Raw genomic sequence first — 24,334 nt, 5'->3', positions numbered from 1 at the left:
GATATTTATTTATGAAAAATGACTTTGCCTAATACATGCGTTAACGGAATGCTTCCAATCGCTCTGCTGTCCGAGCTGTGATTGCGGTTATCTCCCATTACGTAAATATGGCCGTCCGGTACGGTTACGGTTTGATCGGGGTTTCCATACATTTCCTCTTTAATGTAATCCTCTTGGAGCAATTCACCATTTCGGAACAGCTGGTTCCCTTTGAATTCAAGAACATCACCGGCCTGACCGACCACGCGCTTAATAATCAAGTTGTCGTCCTCTGTACGGAAGACACGCTGAATAATCGGGTGCTCTACGAAGCGGTCCAGCCATTGCCGTTCACGGTCGATTCGCCGGTCCACAATAACAACCTCACCGTACTCGTATCGATCCTGAGGCTTCCATACCATCGTATAGTCGCTGTCGTCATAGCTTGGTTCCATTGAATGGCCCTTCACCTGATACGGCTGCAGCAAAAAGGCATTCACTACGACCGAGATGATCAGCGCAATCGCCAGCAGCTTTACCCAGTTCAGCACTTCTTTGATAACCTTTGCAGTTGTCATTGCCTATGGCGCTCCTTTCCAAGTTTGAGCTTTACTTCTATTTTACACGAGCTGACCCTTTGCCGAAAAGCGTCTCAATTCGTGCCATTAGAAGCGGATTCGGCTTGACGGCGTATTTCTCAGGAAGCTCCAGAAGCCTCTTACCGCGCTCGTAATAAAGCATCACCGGTAAGGGACCGCTATGGGAAAACAGCAGCGTCTGCAGCGCCTGCAGCGTTTCCTGGTCTTCCTTGTCCCCGGTAATTTTTATATATACGCGCTGGCTCAGGGGAGCGTTTCGTTTCATTGAAGCCGCTGTGCCGCCGCTCTTGTCGGCGGGTGCGCGCGATGGCTGAACGCTGCCAGCGCTGGCTGCAGCGTTGGCGTTGGCCGCGTCGGCGGCAGCGCCTGTTGGCCCCGGCGCCGCTTGCCCCTGGCGCTGCGGAGCGCCAGGGCGCTCAGCCGTGCGGCCGGCTGCAGGCGCTGCGGCCTGCGGGCGTTCCTGCCTGGCCGAAGGCGGAGCCGGCCTTCGGCCAGGCGCCCGATTCGGCTGCAGCTTCGCCGCCAAATCGGGATCGCTCAGCGGCACCAGCTGCTCCACGATCAGCTTCACTTCCTCCTCGTTCAGCTGAAGCTTCGCCCTTAATGCAACGAGAGAGCCCTTCGCCGCCGTTTCCGATACCCTCTTCCACAGCTCGGGGAAAACAACGACCTCAACCTTATCGGCATGATCCTCCAGCTCCAGAAACGCCATCGGCTGACCCTTTTTGGTCATAATCGGCTTGCAGGAGGCGATCATGCCCGCAGCCCTCACTTCACTCCCGTCCTCCAGCTCCGGGAGCGAATACAGGGGTGCGAAAGGAATGCTCTCGAGCAGACCAGCGTACGCATCGAGTGGATGACCAGAAAGAAACATCCCGATGTACTCCCGCTCCAGCTCAAGCTTTTCCATCGGGGTAAACTCGCGAACGTCGGGAATATCTAGGATCCAATTGACCTTCTCGGGGAGATCAAACAGCTGAATCTGCAAATCCTCCCGCTCCTTCTTCCATTTGACCGCCGCCTCCAGCGCATCGTCCAGCACCGCCAGCATTTGCGCACGGTGACCGGATAACGAGTCCATCGCTCCGCAAAGCAGCAGCGATTCGACAACCCGCTTATTGCACACCCGCAAATCGACGCGGCGGCAAAAATCCTCAAGCGACGTAAACGCTCCCTTCGCGCGTTCCTTCAAGATCGATTCGATCGCTTGCACCCCGACATTTTTGACGGAAGCGAGCCCGAAGCGGATCGCTCCTCCCCTGCCGCCGTCGGCGGCGGGAACCGGCGTAAACGTTACGCCACTTTCGTTCACATCCGGCGGACGTACAGCAATGCCGAGCCTGCGGCAGTCATCGACGTACTCCGCCGTCTTGCGGTGATTGCCCGTAACGGCCGTCAGCATCGACGCCATGAACGGCACCGGATAGTTCGCCTTCAGGTAAGCCGTCTGATAGGCAAGAACCGCATACGCGGTAGCATGGGCGCGCGGGAAGCCGTAATCGGCGAAGCGTACGATCATATCGTACACGCGGTCCGCCTCTGCTTCCGTGTAGCCCATTCTGACGCTGCCCGCCACGAATTTGGCGCGCTCCCCGTCGAGAATATCGCGCTTCTTCTTGCCGACCGCGCGACGGAGAAGATCGGCCTCGCCAAGGCGAAAGCCGGCCATCTGCGAAGCGATCTGCATAATCTGCTCCTGATAAACGATAATTCCATACGTATCGGCTAAAATCGGCTCAAGCGACGGATGAGGGTATTCCACCTCTTCAAGACCGTGCTTGCCCCGGATAAACTTCGGTATAAATTCCATCGGTCCCGGACGATAAAGCGCCAGCACCGATATGATATCTTCAAACCGCGACGGCTTCAGCTCGCGCAGCACGCGGCGAACGCCGGCCGATTCCAGCTGGAACAGCCCCGTCGTTTCGCCCCGGCCGAGCATATCGTAGGTCGGGCCATCCTCCTCGGGAATCGCCTTCACATCGATGGCCTCGCCGTACATTTCGGCAACCCAGCGCAGCGTTCGTTCCACAATGGACAACGTGCGCAAACCAAGAAAGTCCATCTTGAGCAGACCGATCGCCTCAAGATCCTCCATGGCAAATTGCGTCAGCGCGGTTCCTGCCGTGCCTTCCTGAAGCGGCACCACATCCGTCAGCGCATCGCGCGAAATGACAACCCCTGCCGCATGCGTGGACGCATGGCGTGGAAACCCCTCCACCTTGCGCGCCATATCGAGCATCTCCTGCACCTTCGGCTGCTTAGCAGCAAGCTCGCGCAGTTCCGGCACCTGTTCCAGCGCCTCGGCAAGCGTCCAGCCCGGACCGCCGGGAATCAGCTTCGCCGCTTTATCCACCTCGGCAAACGGCACATTGAGCACGCGGCCCACGTCCCGAACCGCTGCACGCGCAGCCATCGTCCCGAAGGTAATAATTTGCGCCACCCGGTCCGTCCCATACTTCCGCGAAACATAGGCAATGACTTCGTCTCTGCGCTCATCGCTGAAATCGATATCGATATCGGGCATCGTTACCCGCTCCGGATTTAGGAAGCGTTCGAACAGCAGCCCGTATTTCAGCGGATCAACGTCGGTGATCCGCAGGCAATAAGCAACAAGGCTGCCCGCTGAGGAGCCCCTGCCAGGCCCGACGGCAATGCCCTGCTCATGCGCGTAACGTATAAAATCCCATACAATTAAAAAATAATCGTCGTAGCCCATCCGATGAATCACTTCAAGCTCGTACGCAAGCCGCTCCTCCGCATTCGTGCGAAACGCGCCGTCCGCCCATTCCGGATGGCCGCCGTAGCGGCTTACCAGACCTTCTGCGCAGAGCTGTGCCAAATAATCCGCAGCGGTGGCAGTATGAACCGGTAAAGGCTCAAAGCGCGGCAGCAGCGGCTTACCCAGCTCAAGCTCGACGTTGCATAAATCGGCGATGCGGCCCGTATTGGACAGCGCCTCCGGGATGCGCCGGAACAAACGCTCCATTTCGGCCGGGCTTTTCAAATAAAGCTGGTCGGTCCCCATCTTCATCCGGCTCTCGTCGTCTACGGTCTTGCCTGTGCCGATACACAGCAGCACATCCTGAACGGCGCTGTCTTCGCGCCGAATATAGTGAACGTCGTTCGTCGCGGCAACGGGAATTCCCGTGCGCCGGTGAATGTCCATAATTCCTTCCATAACCCGCTTCTGCTCCAGCAGCCCGTGATCCTGCAGCTCCAAATAAAAGCGGCCTTCGAATATCCGGTTGTACCGCTCGGCAGCAGCCTTTGCTTCCTCCAGCTTGTCCGCCAAGATCAATTGGGCGATTTCCCCGCCCATGCATGAGCTTAAACAAATAATTCCCTCGGCATGCTTTTCAAGTGCTTTCAAATCAACGCGGGGCTTATAATGAAACCCCTCCAAATGCGCAACCGAGCATAACCGCAGCAGATTGCGGTAGCCTTCCGGATTTGCGGCCAGCAGAATCAAGTGGTAGATCGGATTGTCCTTCCGATTGCCCTTATCCGCCATGCTGCCTGTCGTCATATACGCTTCGCAGCCAAATATCGGCTTGATGCCTTCTTCCGTACAAGCCCGGTAAAACTCCACCGCGCCGTACATCACCCCATGATCGGTAAGAGCAATTGCCTTCATCCCTTGCTCCCGGGCCGTCCGCGCCAAGTCGCGTACGCGTGCGGCACCGTCCAGCAGGCTGTACTCGCTGTGGACATGCAGATGGACAAAATCCATAATCGCAGCCCCTTCCGTACCAAACATACGTTCCTTTCATTATAAACCAACGGCCGGTAACATTCCACTAAAGGAGATGGAATACCCCCCGAACCCCTGCCATACATTGTACAAAGGACAACCTGCATGGAATGGGGGGCCGAGCATGAATTCGGGCATGGTATATTTTCTAACGAAAGCGATTATGGACTTCTGTGTCGCTTTCGGAGTCGTTATCGGCGCATCGCTGCTCGTCGGGGTCGGAGCCGTGCTCACGCTGCAGCCGCCGAAGCTGATGATGACGAATATTTCGGAGTCCTTAAAAATTTGGGCGGTCGTTGCCGCCATCGGCGGAACGATCGACCCCATCCGGGCGATCGAGAGCAATATTTTGGACGGGCATATGTCGATCGTCCTAAAGCAGCTCCTCAATATCGGCGTTGCCTTTATGGGAGCCCATATGGGCTATGAGCTGATCCGCTGGATATGCCGGACGGGAGGATAGCGGCCGATGAGAGTTCCCCAGCTTCGCAGAGCGGCGGAATGGCTCCAAGGCTTCGGCTTGTTTTTAGCCGGCATGGTTGTTGGCGCTGCGGTGTTCAACGCGGTCCTGCACCATAACTTTGATCTAGTGGTCGAGATGAACTCGGCGCTGGAGTCGGAGCTAAGGGATTTAAAGGATAAGCTGGACAAAGAGCGGAAGACCAACAAGCAAACCGCCGTATCCAGCGTCGTTATTCATATCCAGAGTCCCGATAATCACGACCCGCTGGTTCCCTCCGTTGAGAGCGTGCTAAAGGAACGCATCCGCAAGGACCTAAAAACAGCCATTGGAAAACCAGCCGTCTACCCCGACCTCTATGAAGGACTGATTCAGGACATCTATTACGACGTCCAAGACAAGGATTACGCCGTAAAGCTTCGCTATATTGCGGTCATCTATTCCGAACTGAACGTTTGGGTAACGGCCGACCCGTTCGTGCGCAGTTCTCCGTAATTTGGTACAATATACGAGATTATCACTGATAAAGGATGTATGAATGCGATGCTGGAATGGATATCAAGAATCTTAGTTATTGTGATTGCAGTGTTTTCTGCACTTTCGATTTATTACAGCGTCATGTCCCGGCGTGCCGCAGATATGACGCGGAAAGCGCAGCTTTCCTCGAAGATGAACATTTGCATGGGCAGCATGCTGATCGCCGTTTCTGCGGTGCAGCTCGTCCTGTTCGAGGAATCGAAGGTGCGCAGTGTTGTCGGGATCGTCTTCCTGCTGCTCGGACTGTTTAATTTATTTGCAGGCATCCGCAACCTCAGCCTGCTGCGGACGGCGGACAAGCAGCAACAGCAACAGTAATCACGTTGGCATCGCTGCTTTACGCTTGATCGATTACCTGCGCTGTCATCATCGCCTTGCAGACGAGCGCTTCCCCGTGAAATACCTCTACATCAACTTTTCCGAACTTGCGGCTCACCTCAATAATGGTGGGCCGTATTTCAATTTCATTGTCGATTTGCAGCGGCCGGACCATATAAGTCGAAATATTATCAAGCACTAAATCGCCGCGCTTCACCCTTTTTACAACCCTAAAGGCCGCCTGAGTCATCAACGTCGTCAGGACGCCCTCCGATACCGTTCCGAGCTTGCTTGTCATCTGCGGCGTAATCGTGCCGACAAACACGGAGCGACCCTGCTCGTCGCGCAGCTCCTCGAATCCGCTCCAGATTAAATCCTCGAACGTTTCGCCGATTTGCGGCTGCTTTTGAATAAACTGCATTCCCCGCAGCACGTCCTGCCTGGAAATCACCCCGACCAGCCTGCGGTTCGAATCAATAACGGGCAAAATTTCGATGCCCTCCCACACCATCATGTGAGCCGCCGAAGCGACGGACGTTTGCATAGAGACCGTCAGCGGATTCCGCGTCATCAGCTTTTCAATGGAGGTTTCCCGAGGGGCACCGACAACATCCTTCGAGGTGATGACCCCGACTACGCGATTCCATTCATCGACAACAGGATACCGGCTGTGCCCGCTCTCTTCCATTTTTTTATGCCAGTCTTCCGCCGTTTGGCTGATTTTCAGCGAGAACATGACGTGGGAAGCTGCAACAATGTCTTCGACGAGCATTATTTTTTTCTTAATTAATCGGTCGTAAATGGCGCGGTTGATCATGGAAGCGACGGTGAAGGTATCATAGCTGCAAGAAATGATCGGCAGCTGCTTTTCATTCGCCAATTCGATCGCATCCTCATCCGCTCCGAAGCCGCCGGTCACCAGCACACCCGCTCCGTTGTGCAGCGCCGTCTCATGAGACCGAATGCGGTTGCCCACGATCAAAAGATCGCCGCTGCTGATATATTTCACCATGTCCTCTATTTGCATCGCGCCGATGACAAACTTGTTGAGCGTCTTTTGCAGGCCCTCTCCCCCGCCGAGCACCGTTCCGTCCACGATGTTTGCTACCTCGGCGAACGTCAGCTTGTCGATGTTATTGCGTTTTTGCTTTTCCACCCGGACGGTGCCGACCCGCTCTACAGTGCTGACGAGGCCCATATTTTCCGCTTCTTTAATCGCACGGTATGCGGTGCCTTCGCTGACCTCCATGTCCCGGGCGATTTTACGTACGGAGATTTTATTCCCCGGCTTCAGCCGTTCAATATGGCGAATAATTTGCTCGTGCTTGGTTACCGACTCAAAGCCGAAATCGCTCATTTGCTCCACCTTTTCGCATCCAAACTGTACTACTCTGTACTACTCTATCTTTTTCATTATAGGACTCCGGTCACCCAATCACAAGCGAATGGGCGGCATGAAACAGCCATATATACAAAAACACCGTTCAAGGCGGCGCGCGCCTTAAAAACGGTGTTCACACAGCTTCTTTCAAAAATGCCTTACCCCTGAAGCTTCTTCCGGAGACTTTGCTCCGCCTGCCATCTGCGGTATTGACGAATGCGGCGGTATTCTTTGGCGGTTTCCTCGTCCACCTTCAGCACCTGATACAAATTCGCTGACAGCAGCAGCAGCGCCATGCCGATCCAAACGATTCCGAATACGGTCGGAAGCGTCCAGCCTCCTCCCATTTCCAACCGAGGCACAGCATAAATCAGCATTCCGAGCAAAAGCCCCATATACACGATATGCTTGGTATCCTTCACTGAAAACAGCTCCTTTTCTCAAACTCGTCTGCTTCCAGTGTATGAGACAGGCCGTTGAAATATGATGTCTAGTAAAAGGCGTAAAAAAGAGACTGCAGCAGCCCGATGAGACCGCCAAGCACGGCGCCCAGCCACGTAATGGCGCGGAATTCCTTGCCGGACAAATCCAAAATGATGGATTCCAGCTTTTCCATCGGAAACGCACGTACCTGCTCTTCGACCAGCTCAGGGAGACGGACAGCGCCCATCAGCTTGTCCATGTTGCGGGCAAGCAGCGAAAATGTCCCCTCAACTAGTGCAGGAATCCGCTCAAGCAGACTGTTGCGGAACGGCCCGGTCAAATCGGCAATCCGCCGGCCGGCGAGAGCATCCAGCCATGCTCCTTCCTGTACAGCCGCCTGCAGCTTCCCCTCAAGCCATTCGCGAACGTCCACACCAAGCCATTCCCCGAGCTTTTCCACAATCGGACCTTCCTCCAGCTCGTCAAGCTTTCGGTAAAGGAAGCCGGTAACCGTGCCACGCACCTGCGGCGAAGCAATTGCTTCGTCCAATGCAGCCCGCACCTTGCCAATGATTTTGCTTTCGTCCATGAACATGCCGGCCAGCGCGCCGAGGAAGCCTCCGCCGGCTCCCTCCATAAATCTTCCGGTCAGCTGACGCAGCAGGCGTTCCCCTTCCGGAGACATCAGCTCGCTGCGCACCGCCTGCAGGATGCTGTCCGCTGCCCAGGTGACGAGCTGCTCCTTTCGGCTTTCCTGCCAATCCGGAATGAGATCGGCAATGGTTTTCCCGCCCAAGTCGTAGGTTTCCCAAAGCCATTCGAGCGTTCGCCCTGCTGCCCCCGAAGCAAAGGCGAGCAGCTTGGCGCGCTCCTCCGCGAGCCGTTCCTCCGGCCAGAAGCGAAGCAGCAGCTCCTGCAGCGTTTCTTCCTTGGCCGTCCACTCCTCGACAAGCAAGCGAAGCTTTCCCGCCGCGGCATCGCGCAGCGCCGGCTTTTCGAGCGCCTGTGCAAGCCCTTGCGACGTCACCAAATATTCGCTCACCACTTTGCCGAGCGCAACGGCAACCTCATCCCGCCTTTTGGGGATAAGTCCAGGGGTAAAGGGAAGCTTTCGGCCCGCCAAATATACCGCCTGACGCGGATGAAACAGCATTTTAATGGCAAGGTGATTTGTTACGCCCCCAATGAGAGCAGCCACCGCAATATTAATTGGTACAATCCAAAAATTCATATCGATTCCTCCCGAATCACCAAGACAATTGTCCCCTCATATGATGAATTAGCGTTTACCCATGAAGCCATCCGCAATGCCGGTTTGGGAAGGAGAAGCGGGACATGTTTAAAACGAAAGTTACAGTCCATCTGCAGCATACGGGGATGCTGCAGGGCGACAACATCATTATGCTGAGCGAGACCTTAGTGAAGAAATGGAAGCTCCCGGCCAACCAATCCGTTACATTTCGTTTCGGCGCCTACAGCACCAGAGCGATCATAGGAACTCACTCACGCCCCCGGACGATTCGCATCGGGACAGCGTTCGCGGAAGATCTTGGTCTAACGAACGGTGCCTCGCTCCGGCTGACCTACAAGCCAGGAACGAATACCATAACGGCAGGCCCCCTCATCGGTGTTCTTATGAGCCGCCGGTACAGCAGCATGCCGGATAAACCGTTCGGCTCGACGACAACGTACTGCAAAGAACTAACCGAGGCTAGCCGCCAAAACGGCGCATTCGTGTACTTCTTTACCCCGGAACAGCTGGAGCATTTCGACACCAGCGTCTCCGGCTGGATCTACACGGGCGGCCGCTGGGTACAGGGCCGTTTCCCCGTTCCGGATGTCGTCTACAACCGGCTGACATCCCGTAAGCTTGAGAACAAAACAAGCGTACAACAATTTTTTAAAGAAGTAAAATCCAAGCACGGCACCTCCATCTTTAACGAAAGATACCTCGATAAAACCGATGTATTCGCCGCTTTAAAGCAGGATGCCGCGCTGAAGCACTACCTGCCGGAATCCTATTTGCTGAAATCGTTCGCCACGATGAAATCGATGTGCGAGAAATACAAGGTTGTTTTCTTAAAGCCAATACGCGGCAGTCTGGGAAAAGGCATCATTCGTGTAACCCGGCAAGAAGGCGGCGGCGTGGTTGCCCACTATTCCGCGTCCTCCGGCTCCATCCGCAAAACATTTGCCAGCAGCGCTAAGCTGTTCAGCTCTCTCGCCGGAAAGCTGAAATCCCAGCGTTATCAAATTCAGCAAGGAATTCAGCTTGCATCTGTCGGCGGCCGCCCAGTCGATTTCCGCGCTCTCGTCCAGAAGGACGAAAACGGGAAATGGAGTGTAACGTCGATCGTCGCACGAATCGCCGGCAACAATCAATTCGTCTCCAATTTGGCCCGGGGCGGGACCATTTCGAGCGCTCCTGCGGCGATTGCACGAATGAAGCTAAATGGTGTTACCCGTAATAAGGCGCTTGCTAACTTACGAAAAGCGTCGCTCGATATCGCGGAAGGCATTGAAGAGAACATGGAAGGTCATTTTGGCGAGCTGGGCGTTGATTTAGGCATGGATACGAGAGGCCGCGTTTGGCTGATCGAGGTCAATTCCAAGCCTTCGAAAAACGATAATACTCAGCTGGACGAAAATAAAACTCGTCCTTCCGTCAAACAGCTTCTACTTTACGCCCGTTATTTATCCGGGCTATAGAAAGAAGGGGTGTCTATGCTAACGCATCGTACAGATTCTCACCAGCTTGGTACGGTTGGCGTCATGGTATGCGAAAGAAAGGGGTATCCCCCTTTTGCCGATCATGCCTTCTACCGAAGGCTGTGCGCAGCAGGAAAGCTGTGCGGAGTTACCGTGTTCGTATTTTCGCCCTTATGGGTGGACTGGAGTACCTTCACTGTACGCGGGTTCAGCTACCACACCCCGACTAAACGCTGGAGACAAAGCCTCCACCCGCTCCCTGGGGTGGTGTACGACCGGAGCTTCTGCCGCAGCCGGACAGAGCGCCGTAAATACAAAGAAGCCGCCGATCGGCTGCTGAATACGCCCGGAGTACGCCTTTTAAACCACGCGCTAAGCAGCAAATGGGAGGTGCAGCGGCTCCTCGCTCAGGATCACGAGCTTACGGCTGCACTGCCCGAAACAGCGGCGTACGGCGGCCCGCGGCAGCTCGCCGCCATGCTGCTGAAACGCAAGCAGCTGTTTCTTAAGCCGAGCGGCGGTAGTCAAGGCAAAGGCGCGCTTCATATGAAGCTCGTATCCGATTTATGGACACCCGAGCAAACCGAGGTTGAAATCACCGGACGCGGATTCCGCAATGAACCAATTCATCTCCGGTTTAATAAACTATCCGCAGCGGCGGATTGGTTCGGTCGGTTTACCGGCCGAAGGCGTTACTTAATCCAACCCTTTCTTCACCTGCAGACTTTCGACGGCCGTCCCTTCGACCTGAGGGCGCTCGCCCAGAAGGACGGCAGCGGCCAATGGCTGTTAACCGGAATTGCCGCCCGGGTCGGAAAATCGGGAGGAATCACCTCGAATTTGCATGGAGGGGGAAGCGCAGAGGACGCCGAGTCTTTTCTCGAAGAGCACTTCGGCCCGAAGGAATGCAGCCGCATTCTAGATGAAATCCGGCGAATTGCTGCCCTTGTGCCGCCGGCACTGGAACACAGCCACGGCCGGCTTGCCGAGCTGGGCCTGGATTTCGGGGTAACGCGCGAAGGAAAGGTGTGGCTGCTGGAAGCGAACTCCAAGCCGGGCAGATCCGCATTTTCGAAGCTGCTCCAGCCGGATATTCGCAAACGCTCGATCCTGCAACCGATCGAATATGCAGCGTACGTGTTACGAACTGCAAAAAAGCCATGGGAGGAACCTACTTCATGAGTCTGACGAGAAGTAAGATTCACGTCACCAAACGCTCGCAGCAGTCCATATTCATTTCCGGGGCACTTGCCCGGAAGCTGAATTTAAAGGGAAAGAAAAATTTAAAGCTGCAGCTTGGTCCGAATTCGATTTATACGTCCTTAAAGACTATTAAACGGAAAGGGAATCACTTATATATCCCGCTTGCCCTGCAAAATGCAATGCGGGTCCCGAGATTTACACAGGTGTATGTCAGAAGCGACTCCAGCGGCAATGTTAAAATCGGCCCGCTGGTCGGCATCATCACCTCGGCCACCGGGAACATGTCGCGGCCATTCGGCTCGCGGACAGCACTTATTCGCCAATATTTATCGGTCGGGAACGGCAAAGCATTTTATTTTGCCTTTACCCCAAGCGGCATTAACTGGCAAAACGAAACGGTCGTGGCCTATTTCCCGAATTCGGAAGGCGGCTGGTCCCGTAAAATCGTACCGCTGCCCGACGTCGTATATAACCGGCTGCCGAGCCGTAAAGCGGATGCCTCCGCTTCAATGGAGTCGCTGAAGCAAAACTTTGTGAGGCGGAATATTCCATTTTTCAACTGGAGCTTCTTTAACAAATCGGATGTGTACCGTCTGCTTGAGGATGAACCTGAATTTTATAAGCATGTGCCGGAATCGGTCACAAACCCATCCCCTGAAAAAATCAAGGAGCTGCTCGAAAAGCATCGCTTCTTGTATTTAAAGCCTACCGGAGGCAGCCTGGGACAGGGCATTTACCGGCTGACCTACCATCCGCAGCGCGGCTATTATTTGCGCTTCCGGCGCGGCGGGCAAAACGTCCTGCTGCGTTACCGCAAATTCTCCAGCCTAGTCGCGGCGCTCAAAATCAAACGCGGGAAGCTGCGCAGCTATATTGCTCAGCAGGGAATTCGTTTGATTGAAATTGACGGATGCCCGATCGACTTCCGTTTTCATATAAACAAAAACAAGGAAAACCAATGGGTCGTCACCGCAGTCGGAGCGAAAAAAGCCGGCAAAGGCAGTGTAACGACACATTTGCGCAACGGCGGACAGCTGCTGACTCCGGAGCAGGCGCTGGGCCAAGTGTTTGGCTCGCGTTCCGGCGAGGTGCTCTCCAAGTCAAAAGCCGTTGCGATCCGGCTTGCGGAAGCAATTGAGAAAAACTACAAGCACCATATCGGCGAGCTTGGATTCGATTTTGGTATCGATAAAAACGAAAACATTTGGATGTTCGAAGCAAATTCCAAACCGGGACGTTCGATTTTTAAACATCCGGGATTAAAAGAGGCGGGACGGCAGGCCCTCGTCCATGTGTTCGAGCATTGCTTATATTTAGCCGGTTTCCGCAATAGGGGGAACGGTTCATGAAGGTAACCAGAAATATCGGCAAAAAGCTGGTTCGCGTGCGTAACGGCAATGAGAAGCCCGTCGTCGCCATTTTAACGTATGTGGATGACAGCCGCGTATTCCGCGGAGACAAACAAAATTATTTGGATATTACCCGCGTGGGTCAAGAGAACGGCGTACGGATCTATATTTTGCCAACCTCGCAATTCTCGCCCTACTCCTCAAAGCTAACGGGCTTTGAATACGATTTTTCGTTGAAGAAATGGGTTAAGCGTGAGGTTCCGTTTCCGAACGTGGTCTATAATCGGATTCCGTACCGCAAATTCGAGCAGCTTCCCGAGGTGCAGCGGGTGCTTTCCGAAATTGAAAGTCACCCTCAGCTGCGCATGTTTAACCCGCATTTCTTTAACAAGTGGCAGCTGTTCGAATGGCTCCGCCAATCCGAGGAAACAAAAGGCCTCGTTCCGAACACTCGTAAATATAAGGATGCGGTGACACTCGGGAATATGCTTAAATCACATCCATCTTTATATTTAAAGCCGGTCAAAGGAAAAGCCGGTAAAGGCATTATGCGGATCAACCGCAGCATATCCAAAGGAAAAACGGTCTACACGCTGATCGTTCAGGAAAAGGAAGGCACCACACGCCACCATTTCGGCAGCATCTCCGAGCTTACCGAACAGCTTGAGGAGCTGAAGGGCAATAAAGATTACATTGTCCAGCAGGCGATTAAACTCGCCGTCCACCAAACCCGTCCGTTTGACCTGCGCGTGCTCGTGCAGAAAGACGGCAAAGGCTTATGGCGTCTGACCGGAGTCGGTGCCCGTGTTGCCGGAGCATCCAGTATTACGACCCATGTGCCGCGCGGCGGCTCCATCGATCGTCCGTCGAAGCTGCTGTCCGGCGCCTTCGGCGCTCGTGAAGGCAAGCGGATCCTCGCGAAAACGAAGTCGACAGCACTGCGGATTGCAAAGCAAATCGAGCGGAGCTGCGGCCAGCCGCTTGGAGAAATGTCCATGGATCTGGGAGTAGACCGCGGCGGAGCGCTATGGTTTTTCGAAGCGAATTCGAAGCCGATGAAATTTGATGAACCGAAGATTCGTGCAAAATCATTAACAAGACTTGTACGGTATTTTGCATATTTGGCTAAAACGACAGGCAGGTGAGCCGATTGCCCAACCCGTTACTTGGCATAATGGCATTATATTTGAACGGTAAAAAGCTGGAGGAGCGTTCGATGTTCCGTAAATTTACCGTTAAGGGACAGCGTATGGGGATCGATGTATTCGCATTTACGCCGGAGGACGTCGATTCGGAGAAAAAGCGGATTTATGGACATTTTTACGATACCGGACGAAAGGTTTGGCTCCGCAAATGGACGCGGTTTCCGGACGTCGTATTTGACCGCTGCCGCTACCAGCCGAACGAACGATTCGCCCAGCTTCGCAAGTTCCGCGATAAATATCCGAATCTGAATTATATGAATCGTCCTATGGCTAATAAATGGGCGATTCATCAGCTGCTCTCTAAGGACAGCAAAGTAGACCGCTGGCTTCCGGCGACAAAAATTTACCGGGAGTCCGCGGACTTAACACAATTTGTGAAACGCTGGGATCTCGTTTATTTGAAGCCGAAGAACGGCACCGGCGGGCGCGGTATTCTAAGGATTGAGCGGATATCTGATGGATTATGGTCGATTCAAGGCCGTAACCAGGCCCGTAAAATCATCCCTCAGCAGCGTGTTTCGACCGCCGGTCTTCGCAATAAGCTGCAGGGCTGGAAGCTTAAGGACCGCTACTTGATACAGCAGGGCATCGACTTAAAGCTAAAAAGCGGCAGGGTGCATGACTACCGGCTGCTTATGCAGAAGGATGGCACCGGCGAATGGACCGTCACCGGCTGCGCCGGCCGTGTAGGGGCCAAACGAAGCGTAACCTCCAATCTTCATGGAGGCGGCCACGCCATCTCGATGGAGCGGCTCCTGCGTCTGCGCTTCCGGGATCCGGCCAAGGTGGAATCGGTGAAGAAGGAAATGTACCGCATGGGCCACGAGATCATTGAATCGCTGCAGAAGCATTTCAGTGAAATGTGCGAGCTGGCCCTCGATATCGCCGTCGACCGCTCCGGGCATCCGTGGCTGCTCGAAATTAATCCGAAGCCGGCCAGAGAAGTATTTTACCGGATCGGGGAGAAGGAAACGTATCGCAAAGCAATCGAGCGTCCGCTCGAATATGCCTTGTGGCTGCACCGCAATCATTCGAGCAATAACTCGAGTAATAAGCCGAACAATAACGAAACCACGGAAGATTAATTGAACTGCCCCCCAATTGTTAGACAGCATCTAACAGTTGAGGGGCAGTTTATTAACGCCGTCCGGGGTTATCTATCGTTAGAAGCTCCTTGAATGCTGTAATGCGGATATCGGCTCCGCTCAGCTCTTCCGGCTTGCCGAAGCTGGCATAATCGCATCCGACGACCAGCAGTCCGTTTTCCTTTCCCGCTTCTACATCGGAAGAACGGTCGCCGACCATCCAGCCGCTGGCGACCCCGTGCTGTTCTTTCAGAATTCGCACAAGATCCACCTTGCTGGACGTCCGGTATTCACCCGCACTGTACAAGCCCTCGAATAACGGGGCGATACCTTGGTATTGCGCCACCTCTTTAACGTAAGCTTCCAGCCCGTTACTGGCAACAAACAACCGCACGCCGCGGCGCTTCAATTCCTCCAGCGTCTCCTGTACGCCCTCGTAAAGCTCCCCGACACCTTCGCGCAATCCTTGCCGCTGATATTCCAGCAGCAGCTCGTCCGCTCTACGCCTGCATGACGCGCTGGTGCCTGGTATAACCTTTTCCCAAATCTCTTCAAGCAGCATGCCGAGCCCGCTTAAAATACGCTCTTCCGGGGGCGTGTCCCCTTCATAAAGCCCTTCCTGCCGAAGCTGCTCAAAGGTGCGGTGATACGCGGGCAGCAGCAGCGTTTCGGTTTTAAACAAAGTACCGTCCATATCAAAGATAGCGGCTTCAGGCATTTGAATCGTTGTCATAGCTCTCTCTCCTTCTCCGTCCCGTGCTCTGATCATTATACAATAATTGGATCCGAGTTCGGCATTATTTTTCTTGAGAAGACCCTATTCTGCGATTGCCCGCGGCCCTTCTTCCGGAAGATGGAGTAAATATTCAATCAACGCGTCCTGCTGCTCTTTCGTATATCCAGCTTCGGTATCCACCCAATACTCATGTCCAACCCCTTCCATATGCAGCGAGGAAGGAAGTCCGGCCCGGCGGTTTGCGGCAATCGCCTTTTCCCGCAGGTTTCGATCAAGCAGCACACGAAGGCTGTTGGCCGGATCTGCCTTAATTCCTTTCAATACGGTACCGGGCAATCCCAGCTGAGACGTTACGTCCTCCCCAGCCGCAGCACCGCCATCATGCAAATACGGCGCAGTAAAAGCAAGGGCGCGCAGCGACGGCACCTTATACCCGCCCTGCTTTCCTTCAGGCCCTCCGATCCCCCAAGCCAGCTTCACCTCTTCCTCACTCCAGCCTCGCGGTTCCGCCTCGATTACTTTCGCTCCCGGCGGAACTGGGATCGGCGTGTCCTCACTGTAAAATAATGTCGCATCAAGCCGAGTAACGATCCTCTGAAACGCTTGAGAACGCGAAGGCTCTGTTCCGAGTTCTTCAGCAGGCAAAATACGATGGTTCGTATACGCCGGACCGGCGTGACAACGGATGCAGTCCGCCTTCCGGAAAATTTGTTCTCCTTGTACCGCAGCTTCAGGCAAGATCGTTCCGCGGGTCGGCACACGAAGCGTTTTTTGCCAAGCGGAGCTTGCATTGATCTGCTCTCCAACGCGATAACCCGGACTGCCGGAAAAAAGACCTGACGGACCAATCATTGAAACACGGGGATAAGAAGGCAGCTTGAACACCTCGAGTATTCCCGGTGCATCCGGCGTAGGATCTACTTGACGAAAAAACTCGGACGGCAGAATTCCGCTGGCCGGATCATACCGATAGCGCGGGTTGGCCGAATTTTGCAAAATGGTTCCGAAGTAGACCTCCTTATCGATCCCAAGAAATGGTTTGGCGTGCTCCGCTATCGAAGTCGTATCCGTACTGAACGAATGGACGTTGCTGCCGAACGCGCTAAGTCCCTGATGCGGCCCCGCCATTGCGAATCCGCTCCAGCTGTAAGGCTCCGCATCCCGGGCAAACGTATGCGGAATATCCGTCGGATTCGCCACCAAATCAATCGTTGTATCGAAAAAACCGGGCGGCCACTGCAGCAGCACTCGATCTACCGCGTCCTCCAATGCTTTCGGGTCGGGCAGCGCCGCCTGCCCCCCATCTTCCTTAGGGACCACACGGGTCACGTCTTGAATATATTGCTCCAAACGATCGGTGTTGGCATGAGTAAAAAACGCCGCCGAATTTGTTGCCATCGCAAGCAATAGGCCCGAGTTCAAATCCGTATTTTTCACACCCTCGATGACCTGCTTCGTTTCCGGATCAACCGTGGCATGGCAAGCGATACAGGTTAGCCCGATCTTAGGCTTTCCTTCCCGAAACACGACCGGCATCCCTAACGGCACCATGGAGCCTTTGACTACGTCGATACCTGTATCGATTTTTTCGCCCTTTTTAAAAGCTCGCCCGCCAATCACGGCATCCTTAGCAAGCTCAACTTGAAGATTCGACGTCCCTTCGCCTTTTAAGGCAAGGATCGCTTTTGCCATCTGGACAAATGTAAGAGGACCATCCGTGACCCCAAGAATATCGGTTAAGAATACCTCATTGCCGAACGTTTCCTTGTAATATACTTCTCGCCCCAGCTGTAAAAACGGAGTCTCCGGCGGCTCGGAACGCTGCTGCGCCATCAGACCGCCCGTTTTTTTAGGAGCGGGCATTGAAGCGAATTCAAAATGAATTTGTTTTATAGACACTCCCGCAATAACCAAGAGGAGAACTGCTGCAATAAGGAACAAACGCCGCCGCTGCATTCGAATTGGAGCCCCCCCACCCTATCCTGAAGTATCTTTACAAAATATCTCCGATTCCACTCAAGAATATCCAAGTCCGATTTTGTTCAAAAAAAATGACCTGCAGCAACGGGCCGCAGGTCCAAGACTTATATGTTAAAAGGGGGTCATGTAATAAGGATAACCGACGAACATTAACAGAGGGTGAAGGACAGATTACAGTTATGTTACAAATGAATCGACTGCGCTTGAAGAGTTCGAATAGGTGTGTACAACCGGGTGCAATCTAACTTTGGAAACATTAAAACATGGTATTCAAAATAGGAGGCCGATCCGCAATGAACAAAGAAGTCCGCGATTTAAACACGCATGCCAATGGAGCGACCAATATGCACGAAACGCGCCATACCGGAAAAACCGTTTCTATTGAGCAGCCGGAATACCCGATGGCACCGATGAAAGAAGAAAAAACGAAAAAGTAACCAAACAAAGCGCCCCACGGCTGCTGTACGCTGCCGCAGGGCGCTTTTGTTTGGTTAAAATATCTTCTTTACATCCATATCGCCTTTTAAAATCTCCACGCATTCGCGGAACCGGAGGGAGTGCACAATTTCGCGCTCCCGTAAAAACTTCAAGCTGTCCTGCAGATCGACGTCATCGGTCATGTCGATCAGCCATTGATAGGTTGCTCTCGCTTTTTCCTCTGCCGCGATGTCTTCGTATAAGTCGGCGATCGGGTCGCCCTTCGCTTGAATGTACGCCGCGGTCCATGGAACTCCCGAGGCGTTATGATAGAACAACGCATGGTCGTGAACAGCGAAATGCGGGCCAAGTCCTGCCGCTTCCAGCTGCTCCGGCGTAGCATCCTTCGTCAGCTTGTAAATCATGGTAGCAATCATCTCGAGGTGGGCAAACTCCTCAGTGCCGATATCGTTAAGTACGCCGATTACCTTATCGGGAATCGTATAACGCTGATTTAAGTACCGGAGTGCCGCGGAAAGCTCGCCGTCGGCTCCGCCGTACTGCTCCATCAGAAATTTTGCCATTTGGGGATCGCATTTATTGACTCTTACCGGGTATTGAAGCTTTTTCTCATAGATCCACATTCGATAATCACCTCCGCGAAATTGCTACACTTGCCAAGGCCACGGGCCCTGGCTCCACTCAAACGGACTACGGGAGAAGCTGTGTCCATAATTCAACAGCGGTCCGTAAAGCTCTTCATATTGCCGGGATAGCTGCATCCGCTTTTGCGCAAATTGATTGTACTGAGCAATCGCCGATACATCGGACGGATGGGTATCCAAATACAAATTCAGCTCAACAAGCACAAAATCGACCGCCTGCAGCTCATGCAGCAGCTTATAATAGCGGTCGTCAATCGGAGCTTTGGCTGGCGCTTGCGGTCCTTTATTTTCCATCTTCAGGCCCCTCCCCTTTCGCAGTTTCATAAGGGCTGTAGAGTGCCGGCCACAGCGTACCGAGACGAAGCGCCTCCTCGGGCGAAAACTGCTGCAATCCAGGCGGCTGGAATTCCATAAATAAGTTCGGCGGAAGCACATACGTCTTTACCGGACGTGGAGGGCACGGATCGAACGGATTTGTAAAAACTTGATATGTTTTTACTTGATTCAACATGCAAACGACCTCCTTACACAGAGTCATACAATCTAGACATATGAGATGTGCCCAGGAATTGTTACAAAAAAAAGAAAGAACCCGTCCATGTGGATAGGCTCTCTTCATCATTATCGAATAATCTAATATACCATCGCGAAAAAAGCTCAACCGTTTAAGCTTTTCTATCGTACTGTTTTCAAACCGCTGTTCGTGCTTTGCGGCTTGTAAATGCAACGTCCTTATAATACATGTCGGCAACTAATAAATTCGGTCCACAGCAGGCCGCCTCCGGACAATGGCAGCTTACACTGTTTTGCAGCGGATGCTGCGTCCAGCGCCCGAAGATGTCGTCAAGTTTTTGCGTTTGCACGTTTCCAAAGGATGGCACCTCGGCAAAATCGGTAACGAACACTTCTCCCGTGAAAAGGTTGACGTTCAAGCGGTTGCGTCCGTCCGGATCGTTGCGTACGGTAACGTTCGGCTCGGCATGCAGACGCTGAACAAGCTGATAATGCTCGTACAAATCGCTGCAAGGAAAAAACGGGAGTGTCCCAAAAAGCATCCACATCTCCTTGTTTCTTGCGTTCAGCAGCGATTCGACTGCCGCACGGAACTGATCGAGCGACAGCATCGGCAAATCCTTGGCAAAGGCGCTTGGATACATCGGATGCACTTCATGGCGTTGGCAGCCCATCTCGTCGATAAGCCGATGAATCGCGGGAAGGCGGGTATGCGTGCGGAAGTTGATCATCGATTCTGCGGACACAAACATGCCTGCATCGCTTAAAAGCCGCGTGTTCTCTACCATATTTTCATACAGCTTCGCGGCGGTTTGCTTCGATACATTGCGTGTTGCTTTGGCAAAGCCGACCTCGTAGAAGTCATCCGCATTTTCATAGTTAAAGGAAATATGCATAACATCAAGATACGGGAGGAGAGGCTCATACCGGGAATAATCGAGCGTCACGTTCGAATTCAGCTGGGATCGAACGCCCCTCTCCTTCGCATAGCGAAGCAGCGGAACGATGTAATTTTTGACGGTGTCGCTGCGGAAGCTCGGCTCACCGCCGGTAATCGAGATCGTTTGCAGATGCTCCACTTCGTCTAAGCGTTTTAGAATCAAAGGGAGCGGCAGGTGAGCGCCCTCCAGCTCGCTCAATGAATCGCCTACAGCGCAATGCTCGCAGCGCATGTTGCATAAGTTTGTAACAGTAAATTCAACACTGGTGAGCACATGCTTACCGTACTTTTGCAAAGAATATATCGGATCCCACGGATCTTTAGCGGGACTAATATGAGCAGACAATAGCTTACACCTATCTTTCTTTCATGGGTTTCGCGGGCTTCACCCACTGTGGAGCCCACCAGTTCGCTTTACCCAGCAGCTTCATCAGCACCGGAACAAGCAGCACGCGAACGATCGTCGCGTCAATGAATACGGCTAATACATTGAGTGTACTAAGATTCTAACACCTTTTGTTGAGTGAATACCAATCATCTTTGAAAAGTTTAACTAGCGAGCACAAAACTACTTCGTCATAGATAACAGTATTCCGTTAACTATCACCGTAAGCATTTATCTGATTAATTTACCCTCCTTCCAAGTCCAACCGATGAAGTTTCTCTAAAGATGAACCTTGTTCCTTCTAAATCGGCAGCTTCACCGCAATTTCTTCCCCATCAAAAGACAACCATATATTTCATGCCATTGGGACGCTTCCTATGTGAAGCGTACCTTCTGCGCTCCGAAGATAAGCGGCACTTTAACTTCCGTATCCGCTAACGCGGCGTTCCATTCCACGATAGGCGTAATTGGCCTGTCACTTTGAAGAAACGTCTTATCGACAATGAGGGCAGGCAACGTAGGGACTAGGGTTGTTTTTTCGTAGAATCGGACGCAATTATGTACTCCGTTGTTGCCTGTGCCGGCTCTGTCTCCCTAAGACCGCTGCCTCAATGCTGAATCGTCCAATTGATCAAGATCACTGCGCTGCGCTCAAGCTCTTTAGCCCATCTCAGTACCAGCTTCGGATCGAGATCATCCATCGCTTTCCCCTCCGACTGATTTATTGTATCGGAATATGGGATGTACTGTCCAAGTCATTTGGGGGCTAAATAGCTTTTGTTCCCTGTAGTCTTTAGTCTGGATCCTCTGATTACTCACCAAGTCATCACGTAATGATATTACTGATTAATTCCTTTCTTAGAGACGTACTTATCCAAAATACTTTGCAACTGCTGAATATTAGGATCCATTCTCAGCTGAACGCCGAAATTAACGAACATACCTGCAGACGGAATAGAGCTGAAATTAAGTGCAACGGTATTCCGTTAATGATGTTGAAGAAGATTCTATGATTATCTAATCGCTTATCAGACATCAATGCGATCAGTCTCTAGTCTTGTATTATATATGATAAGATACGTAACTCAACTTGAGCATAGTCGCAAGATACTATCATGTTACCAAACTTAACTCTATCTCCTTATTGCTTTCTTTTGAAAACGTCCGCACGAATTGCTCCGCTCGTACCAATCGTTACCGCAACCGTTCCCGGCTCTATCGCATTAACACCGAGGTTTGACAGCACTCCGTCGCTCGCGCCCACGATAAACGGAGTATCTCCCGGCAGCCCTGTCACTTTGGCGTATTCCTCGTTCAACCGGGTCACGCTGTGCGTTATGGGCACCGGCACAGAGAACTGGTCCCGCCTGATGCCAATCAGCTCCAGCTTCCCAAATCAGCCTGCTAAAATTGAACAGTCCGGTCGCCGAAGCAATCGAGTAATCAACGTCGTATTGAACTCAGACCCAACAGGTACATATATAATTGCTGGTCTTCTCCCGCCAGATAATTTAGTGTCGGCTGCGTTCATAGGTTTATTATAGCTGTCGACGGTGACAGGAACGGTGACAGCTTCGTCACTTGGCCTTACTTAATTAAGAAGCCAAAAAAGCTGAGCGGTTCAGGAGTACTCCTGAACCGCTCAGCTTTGGTAAGACTAGATACTACAGATCCAATATCATGATGCGTCAAAATTCGGCAGCCTGTATCCCGGCCACTATACCATTCGGCAGTTGCCAGGAAAACCCTGGATCTGCTCGGCTCTGGCTGCGATTTATTTACTTTGATAACGAGTATAAACTGCTCATTATGGCGTACCGAGAGAAATACGGCATACACCCAAGCCGGGTAAAGGATTAGAAAATAATATCAATGGCCTCTAGCACGTCTTGCTCCTGTTCGAATTGCCCTTTCAGGGAAATATCCTTCAACAGCACTGAAGGCTGTTCGCAAATTTGGGTGATGATCACGAGCAGATCCTGAGCGAAATTGTCGATCAGATTGCGCCTAAACAACTTGGTGGCATATTCAAACTGCCCGTTCATTCCCTCATCCAGCAACGAAATGATCAAGGTAAGATCAAATTGGGAGACCGTATGAGTTTCCGGATAAGATTCGATCTTGATATCCCCGAAGCTTTGAACGTTATCTTCCTTGGTTTCCAGAGCAAACATGACATCGAATACAGGATTGCGGCTTTGATCTCGCGGCGCCTGCAGCTTTTTCACAAGCTCCTCGAACGGATAATCCTGGTGGTCGTAGGCCCCCAGCATCGTTTCTTTGACTTCGTTCAAGTAAGCGAGGAATGTCTTCTCCCCGGACGGATAATGACGAATCGCCAAAGTATTGACAAACATTCCGATGAGCGGCTCCAGATCGGCATGTGTGCGGCCCGAAACTGGCGTGCCTACAATGAAGTCCTCTTGCCCCGAGTACTTGCTGAGCAGAATCGAATAGGCCGCCAATAACACCATATAAAGGGTGGCGCCGTTCTCATCGGCGATGCGCTGCAAGCCGCCGGTCATCTGCTTGTCGATGCTGAAAGGCAGCACATCTCCCTCAAAGCTGCGAGCGGCAGGTCTGGCAAAGTCCGTAGGCAGTTCAAGCGTCGGCAGCTCGCCTTCCAGCATGTCCAGCCAGTAGGCTTCCTGACGTTTCAGTTGCTCTTTTACAGGTTCGGACTGCTGCCAAGCGGCGAATTCCTTGTATTGAATCCGAAGCGGTTCCAGAGTCTCGCCGTTATACAGGCGCAGCAGCTCTTCGACGAAGATGCCCATCGACATGCCATCAGTGATAATATGATGAATGTCCAGCATGAGCAGATGCCGTTCCGATTCCCATTCAACTAAGCCCACACGAAGCAGCGGCGGCCGCTCCAAATCAAAGACACGCACAAAGCCGTCTACAATGCTCTTCGTTTCACTATCCTTCGCTTTCGTATACTCGACGGCAAACTTAAAATCCGGATAAATTCGTTGTACCGGTTCCCCGTCGACCATTTCGAAACCGGTTCGCAAAATTTCGTGACGAGCTATCAATCCTTTTAGCGCCGCCTCGAATTGGTTCCGTTCTAATCGCCCGACGAGAACCGTCATGCCCGACATGTTGTAGCCAAGCTCGGCGCCTTCCATCTGCTGCTGGATGTACAGCCGTTTTTGCACGGAGGAAAGCGGGTAGTATTCCCGCTTATCCAGAACCGGAATGGAGAGGTGTTCCTGCCGCTCCAATTGACTGATCGCTTCGGCCATCGCTTCTATGGTCGAGTGCCGGAACACATCTCGCAGCGGCAAGTCCACGCTTAGCTCCTTGTGCACCTTGCTGACCAGCGTCGTCGCCCGCAGGGAATGCCCTCCTAGGTCGAAGAAGTTATCCGTCACGCCAATCGTGACCGGCCCGAGCACGTCCTGCCAGATAGCGACCAGTTTCGCCTCCAGTTCGGTGCGCGGCGCTACATATTCGCGGCCTGCGTTTGCTCCCCCTTCCGGCGCCGGCAGCGCCTTCCGGTCAATTTTCCCGTTCGGCGTCAGTGGCAGACGGTCCAGCTCGACGAAGTACGACGGGATCATGTAACCCGGCAGCTCGCTGGAGATCGTCCGTTTCAAGTCTACCGCCGTCAGTTCGCCTTCCGCTGTGTAGTACGCGCATAGTGCCTTCTGCCCGTTCGCGTCACTTCGAACCAGCACCACCGCTTCGCGC

General features: G+C 53.0%; 21 protein-coding genes and 1 pseudogene. 9 read left to right on the top strand and 13 right to left on the bottom strand.

The annotated features are described in order from the left end of the window. Positions 1-5: 5 nt before the first annotated feature. Positions 6-557: a signal peptidase I gene (lepB, locus tag GQS10_RS17630; protein ID WP_166244611.1), complete on the bottom strand. Its 552-nt coding sequence runs from the start codon at positions 555-557 to the stop codon at positions 6-8. A 37-nt stretch (positions 558-594) separates the two neighbouring features. Beyond that, the gene (locus GQS10_RS17625) at positions 595-4,311 is read right to left on the bottom strand and encodes a DNA polymerase III subunit alpha (protein WP_207952329.1); all 3,717 of its coding nucleotides are present in this window, start codon (positions 4,309-4,311) and stop codon (positions 595-597) included. A 157-nt stretch (positions 4,312-4,468) separates the two neighbouring features. Here GQS10_RS17625 and GQS10_RS17620 point away from each other — a divergent pair, with 157 nt between their 5' ends. The 3 genes from GQS10_RS17620 to GQS10_RS17610 are packed head-to-tail and all read left to right on the top strand — an operon-like array spanning position 4,469 to position 5,647. After that, positions 4,469-4,795: a YtrH family sporulation protein gene (locus tag GQS10_RS17620; RefSeq protein ID WP_166244748.1), complete on the top strand. Its 327-nt coding sequence runs from the start codon at positions 4,469-4,471 to the stop codon at positions 4,793-4,795. 6 nt (positions 4,796-4,801) lie between these two features. Further along, positions 4,802-5,287 carry a sporulation membrane protein YtrI gene (locus GQS10_RS17615; protein ID WP_166244609.1) on the top strand — a complete coding sequence of 162 codons (486 nt, stop codon included), beginning with the start codon at positions 4,802-4,804 and terminating at the stop codon, positions 5,285-5,287. A gap of 48 nt (positions 5,288-5,335) precedes the next feature. Further along, positions 5,336-5,647 carry a YtpI family protein gene (locus GQS10_RS17610; RefSeq protein WP_243735243.1) on the top strand — a complete coding sequence of 104 codons (312 nt, stop codon included), beginning with the start codon at positions 5,336-5,338 and terminating at the stop codon, positions 5,645-5,647. Positions 5,648-5,666: 19 nt separating this feature from the next. Here the strand turns inward: GQS10_RS17610 and GQS10_RS17605 are convergent, their stop codons facing one another. From GQS10_RS17605 to GQS10_RS17595, 3 genes are all read right to left on the bottom strand, one after another. Further along, a complete protein-coding gene (locus tag GQS10_RS17605; RefSeq protein ID WP_166244605.1) occupies positions 5,667-7,004 on the bottom strand; it encodes a DRTGG domain-containing protein in 1,338 nt (445 codons plus the stop codon). A 182-nt stretch (positions 7,005-7,186) separates the two neighbouring features. Next, positions 7,187-7,450, bottom strand: a complete 264-nt coding sequence (locus GQS10_RS17600) for a hypothetical protein (RefSeq protein ID WP_166244603.1) — start codon at positions 7,448-7,450, stop codon at positions 7,187-7,189. 68 nt (positions 7,451-7,518) lie between these two features. Beyond that, entirely contained in the window at positions 7,519-8,682 is a 1,164-nt protein-coding gene (locus GQS10_RS17595) for a DUF445 domain-containing protein (protein ID WP_166244601.1), read from the bottom strand. A gap of 104 nt (positions 8,683-8,786) precedes the next feature. On the opposite strand from GQS10_RS17595, the gene GQS10_RS17590 reads away from it, so the two are divergent. Genes GQS10_RS17590 through GQS10_RS17570 form a run of 5 tightly spaced genes read left to right on the top strand, consistent with a single transcriptional unit; the run spans position 8,787 to position 15,002 of the window. Further along, positions 8,787-10,160 (top strand): YheC/YheD family endospore coat-associated protein, encoded by a 1,374-nt coding sequence (locus tag GQS10_RS17590; RefSeq protein ID WP_166244599.1) that lies wholly within the window; start codon positions 8,787-8,789, stop codon positions 10,158-10,160. Between the two features lie 15 nt (positions 10,161-10,175). After that, positions 10,176-11,342, top strand: coding sequence for a YheC/YheD family endospore coat-associated protein (locus tag GQS10_RS17585; protein ID WP_166244597.1), 1,167 nt, complete (start codon positions 10,176-10,178; stop codon positions 11,340-11,342). Further along, the gene (locus tag GQS10_RS17580) at positions 11,339-12,712 is read left to right on the top strand and encodes a YheC/YheD family endospore coat-associated protein (RefSeq protein WP_166244595.1); all 1,374 of its coding nucleotides are present in this window, start codon (positions 11,339-11,341) and stop codon (positions 12,710-12,712) included. Before GQS10_RS17585 ends, GQS10_RS17580 begins: the two co-directional genes overlap by 4 nt. Beyond that, positions 12,709-13,857, top strand: a complete 1,149-nt coding sequence (locus tag GQS10_RS17575; RefSeq protein WP_166244593.1) for a YheC/YheD family endospore coat-associated protein — start codon at positions 12,709-12,711, stop codon at positions 13,855-13,857. Before GQS10_RS17580 ends, GQS10_RS17575 begins: the two co-directional genes overlap by 4 nt. A gap of 29 nt (positions 13,858-13,886) precedes the next feature. Further along, on the top strand, positions 13,887-15,002 hold the full coding sequence (locus tag GQS10_RS17570; RefSeq protein WP_243735242.1) for a YheC/YheD family endospore coat-associated protein: 1,116 nt from the start codon (positions 13,887-13,889) through the stop codon (positions 15,000-15,002). A gap of 52 nt (positions 15,003-15,054) precedes the next feature. Here GQS10_RS17570 and GQS10_RS17565 read toward each other — a convergent pair whose 3' ends face one another. Then, on the bottom strand, positions 15,055-15,735 hold the full coding sequence (locus GQS10_RS17565; RefSeq protein ID WP_166244591.1) for an HAD family hydrolase: 681 nt from the start codon (positions 15,733-15,735) through the stop codon (positions 15,055-15,057). An 84-nt stretch (positions 15,736-15,819) separates the two neighbouring features. Further along, positions 15,820-17,637 carry an electron transport protein gene (locus GQS10_RS17560; protein ID WP_341805093.1) on the bottom strand — a complete coding sequence of 606 codons (1,818 nt, stop codon included), beginning with the start codon at positions 17,635-17,637 and terminating at the stop codon, positions 15,820-15,822. Positions 17,638-18,011: 374 nt separating this feature from the next. On the opposite strand from GQS10_RS17560, the gene GQS10_RS17555 reads away from it, so the two are divergent. After that, on the top strand, positions 18,012-18,155 hold the full coding sequence (locus GQS10_RS17555; protein WP_166244587.1) for a hypothetical protein: 144 nt from the start codon (positions 18,012-18,014) through the stop codon (positions 18,153-18,155). A gap of 54 nt (positions 18,156-18,209) precedes the next feature. Here the strand turns inward: GQS10_RS17555 and GQS10_RS17550 are convergent, their stop codons facing one another. The 6 genes and pseudogenes from GQS10_RS17550 to GQS10_RS17525 form a co-directional block, all read right to left on the bottom strand. Further along, positions 18,210-18,779: a manganese catalase family protein gene (locus GQS10_RS17550; RefSeq protein WP_166244585.1), complete on the bottom strand. Its 570-nt coding sequence runs from the start codon at positions 18,777-18,779 to the stop codon at positions 18,210-18,212. Positions 18,780-18,803: 24 nt separating this feature from the next. Then, the gene (locus GQS10_RS17545; RefSeq protein WP_166244584.1) at positions 18,804-19,094 is read right to left on the bottom strand and encodes a spore coat protein CotJB; all 291 of its coding nucleotides are present in this window, start codon (positions 19,092-19,094) and stop codon (positions 18,804-18,806) included. Beyond that, positions 19,084-19,311, bottom strand: a complete 228-nt coding sequence (locus tag GQS10_RS17540) for a spore coat associated protein CotJA (RefSeq protein WP_166244582.1) — start codon at positions 19,309-19,311, stop codon at positions 19,084-19,086. The genes GQS10_RS17545 and GQS10_RS17540 overlap by 11 nt, the downstream gene beginning before the upstream one ends. A 178-nt stretch (positions 19,312-19,489) precedes the next feature. Next, the gene (gene yfkAB / locus GQS10_RS17535) at positions 19,490-20,599 is read right to left on the bottom strand and encodes a radical SAM/CxCxxxxC motif protein YfkAB (RefSeq protein ID WP_166244580.1); all 1,110 of its coding nucleotides are present in this window, start codon (positions 20,597-20,599) and stop codon (positions 19,490-19,492) included. A 1,204-nt stretch (positions 20,600-21,803) separates the two neighbouring features. Then, positions 21,804-22,095: pseudogene (locus GQS10_RS23280) on the bottom strand (FGGY family carbohydrate kinase); the annotation flags it as partial. Between the two features lie 399 nt (positions 22,096-22,494). Beyond that, the coding region (locus GQS10_RS17525) for a condensation domain-containing protein (protein ID WP_243735241.1) at positions 22,495-24,334 on the bottom strand (1,840 nt) is incomplete at its 5' end.

The sequence above is a fragment of the Paenibacillus turpanensis genome (assembly GCF_011421635.1).
GTDB classification, from domain to species: Bacteria; Bacillota; Bacilli; order Paenibacillales; family YIM-B00363; genus Paenibacillus_AK; species Paenibacillus_AK turpanensis.
This window is presented reverse-complemented; position numbering and strand designations above follow the sequence as displayed.

Coding starts and splice junctions, on each gene's coding strand:
- lepB (WP_166244611.1), bottom strand. CDS start 557: ATGACAACTGCAAAGGTTATCAAAGAAGTGCTGAACTGGGTAAAGCTG.
- GQS10_RS17625 (WP_207952329.1), bottom strand. CDS start 4,311: ATGGATTTTGTCCATCTGCATGTCCACAGCGAGTACAGCCTGCTGGAC.
- GQS10_RS17620 (WP_166244748.1), top strand. CDS start 4,469: ATGGTATATTTTCTAACGAAAGCGATTATGGACTTCTGTGTCGCTTTC.
- GQS10_RS17615 (WP_166244609.1), top strand. CDS start 4,802: ATGAGAGTTCCCCAGCTTCGCAGAGCGGCGGAATGGCTCCAAGGCTTC.
- GQS10_RS17610 (WP_243735243.1), top strand. CDS start 5,336: ATGCTGGAATGGATATCAAGAATCTTAGTTATTGTGATTGCAGTGTTT.
- GQS10_RS17605 (WP_166244605.1), bottom strand. CDS start 7,004: ATGAGCGATTTCGGCTTTGAGTCGGTAACCAAGCACGAGCAAATTATT.
- GQS10_RS17595 (WP_166244601.1), bottom strand. CDS start 8,682: ATGAATTTTTGGATTGTACCAATTAATATTGCGGTGGCTGCTCTCATT.
- GQS10_RS17590 (WP_166244599.1), top strand. CDS start 8,787: ATGTTTAAAACGAAAGTTACAGTCCATCTGCAGCATACGGGGATGCTG.
- GQS10_RS17585 (WP_166244597.1), top strand. CDS start 10,176: ATGCTAACGCATCGTACAGATTCTCACCAGCTTGGTACGGTTGGCGTC.
- GQS10_RS17580 (WP_166244595.1), top strand. CDS start 11,339: ATGAGTCTGACGAGAAGTAAGATTCACGTCACCAAACGCTCGCAGCAG.
- GQS10_RS17575 (WP_166244593.1), top strand. CDS start 12,709: ATGAAGGTAACCAGAAATATCGGCAAAAAGCTGGTTCGCGTGCGTAAC.
- GQS10_RS17570 (WP_243735242.1), top strand. CDS start 13,887: ATGGCATTATATTTGAACGGTAAAAAGCTGGAGGAGCGTTCGATGTTC.
- GQS10_RS17565 (WP_166244591.1), bottom strand. CDS start 15,735: ATGACAACGATTCAAATGCCTGAAGCCGCTATCTTTGATATGGACGGT.
- GQS10_RS17555 (WP_166244587.1), top strand. CDS start 18,012: ATGAACAAAGAAGTCCGCGATTTAAACACGCATGCCAATGGAGCGACC.
- GQS10_RS17550 (WP_166244585.1), bottom strand. CDS start 18,779: ATGTGGATCTATGAGAAAAAGCTTCAATACCCGGTAAGAGTCAATAAA.
- GQS10_RS17545 (WP_166244584.1), bottom strand. CDS start 19,094: ATGGAAAATAAAGGACCGCAAGCGCCAGCCAAAGCTCCGATTGACGAC.
- GQS10_RS17540 (WP_166244582.1), bottom strand. CDS start 19,311: ATGTTGAATCAAGTAAAAACATATCAAGTTTTTACAAATCCGTTCGAT.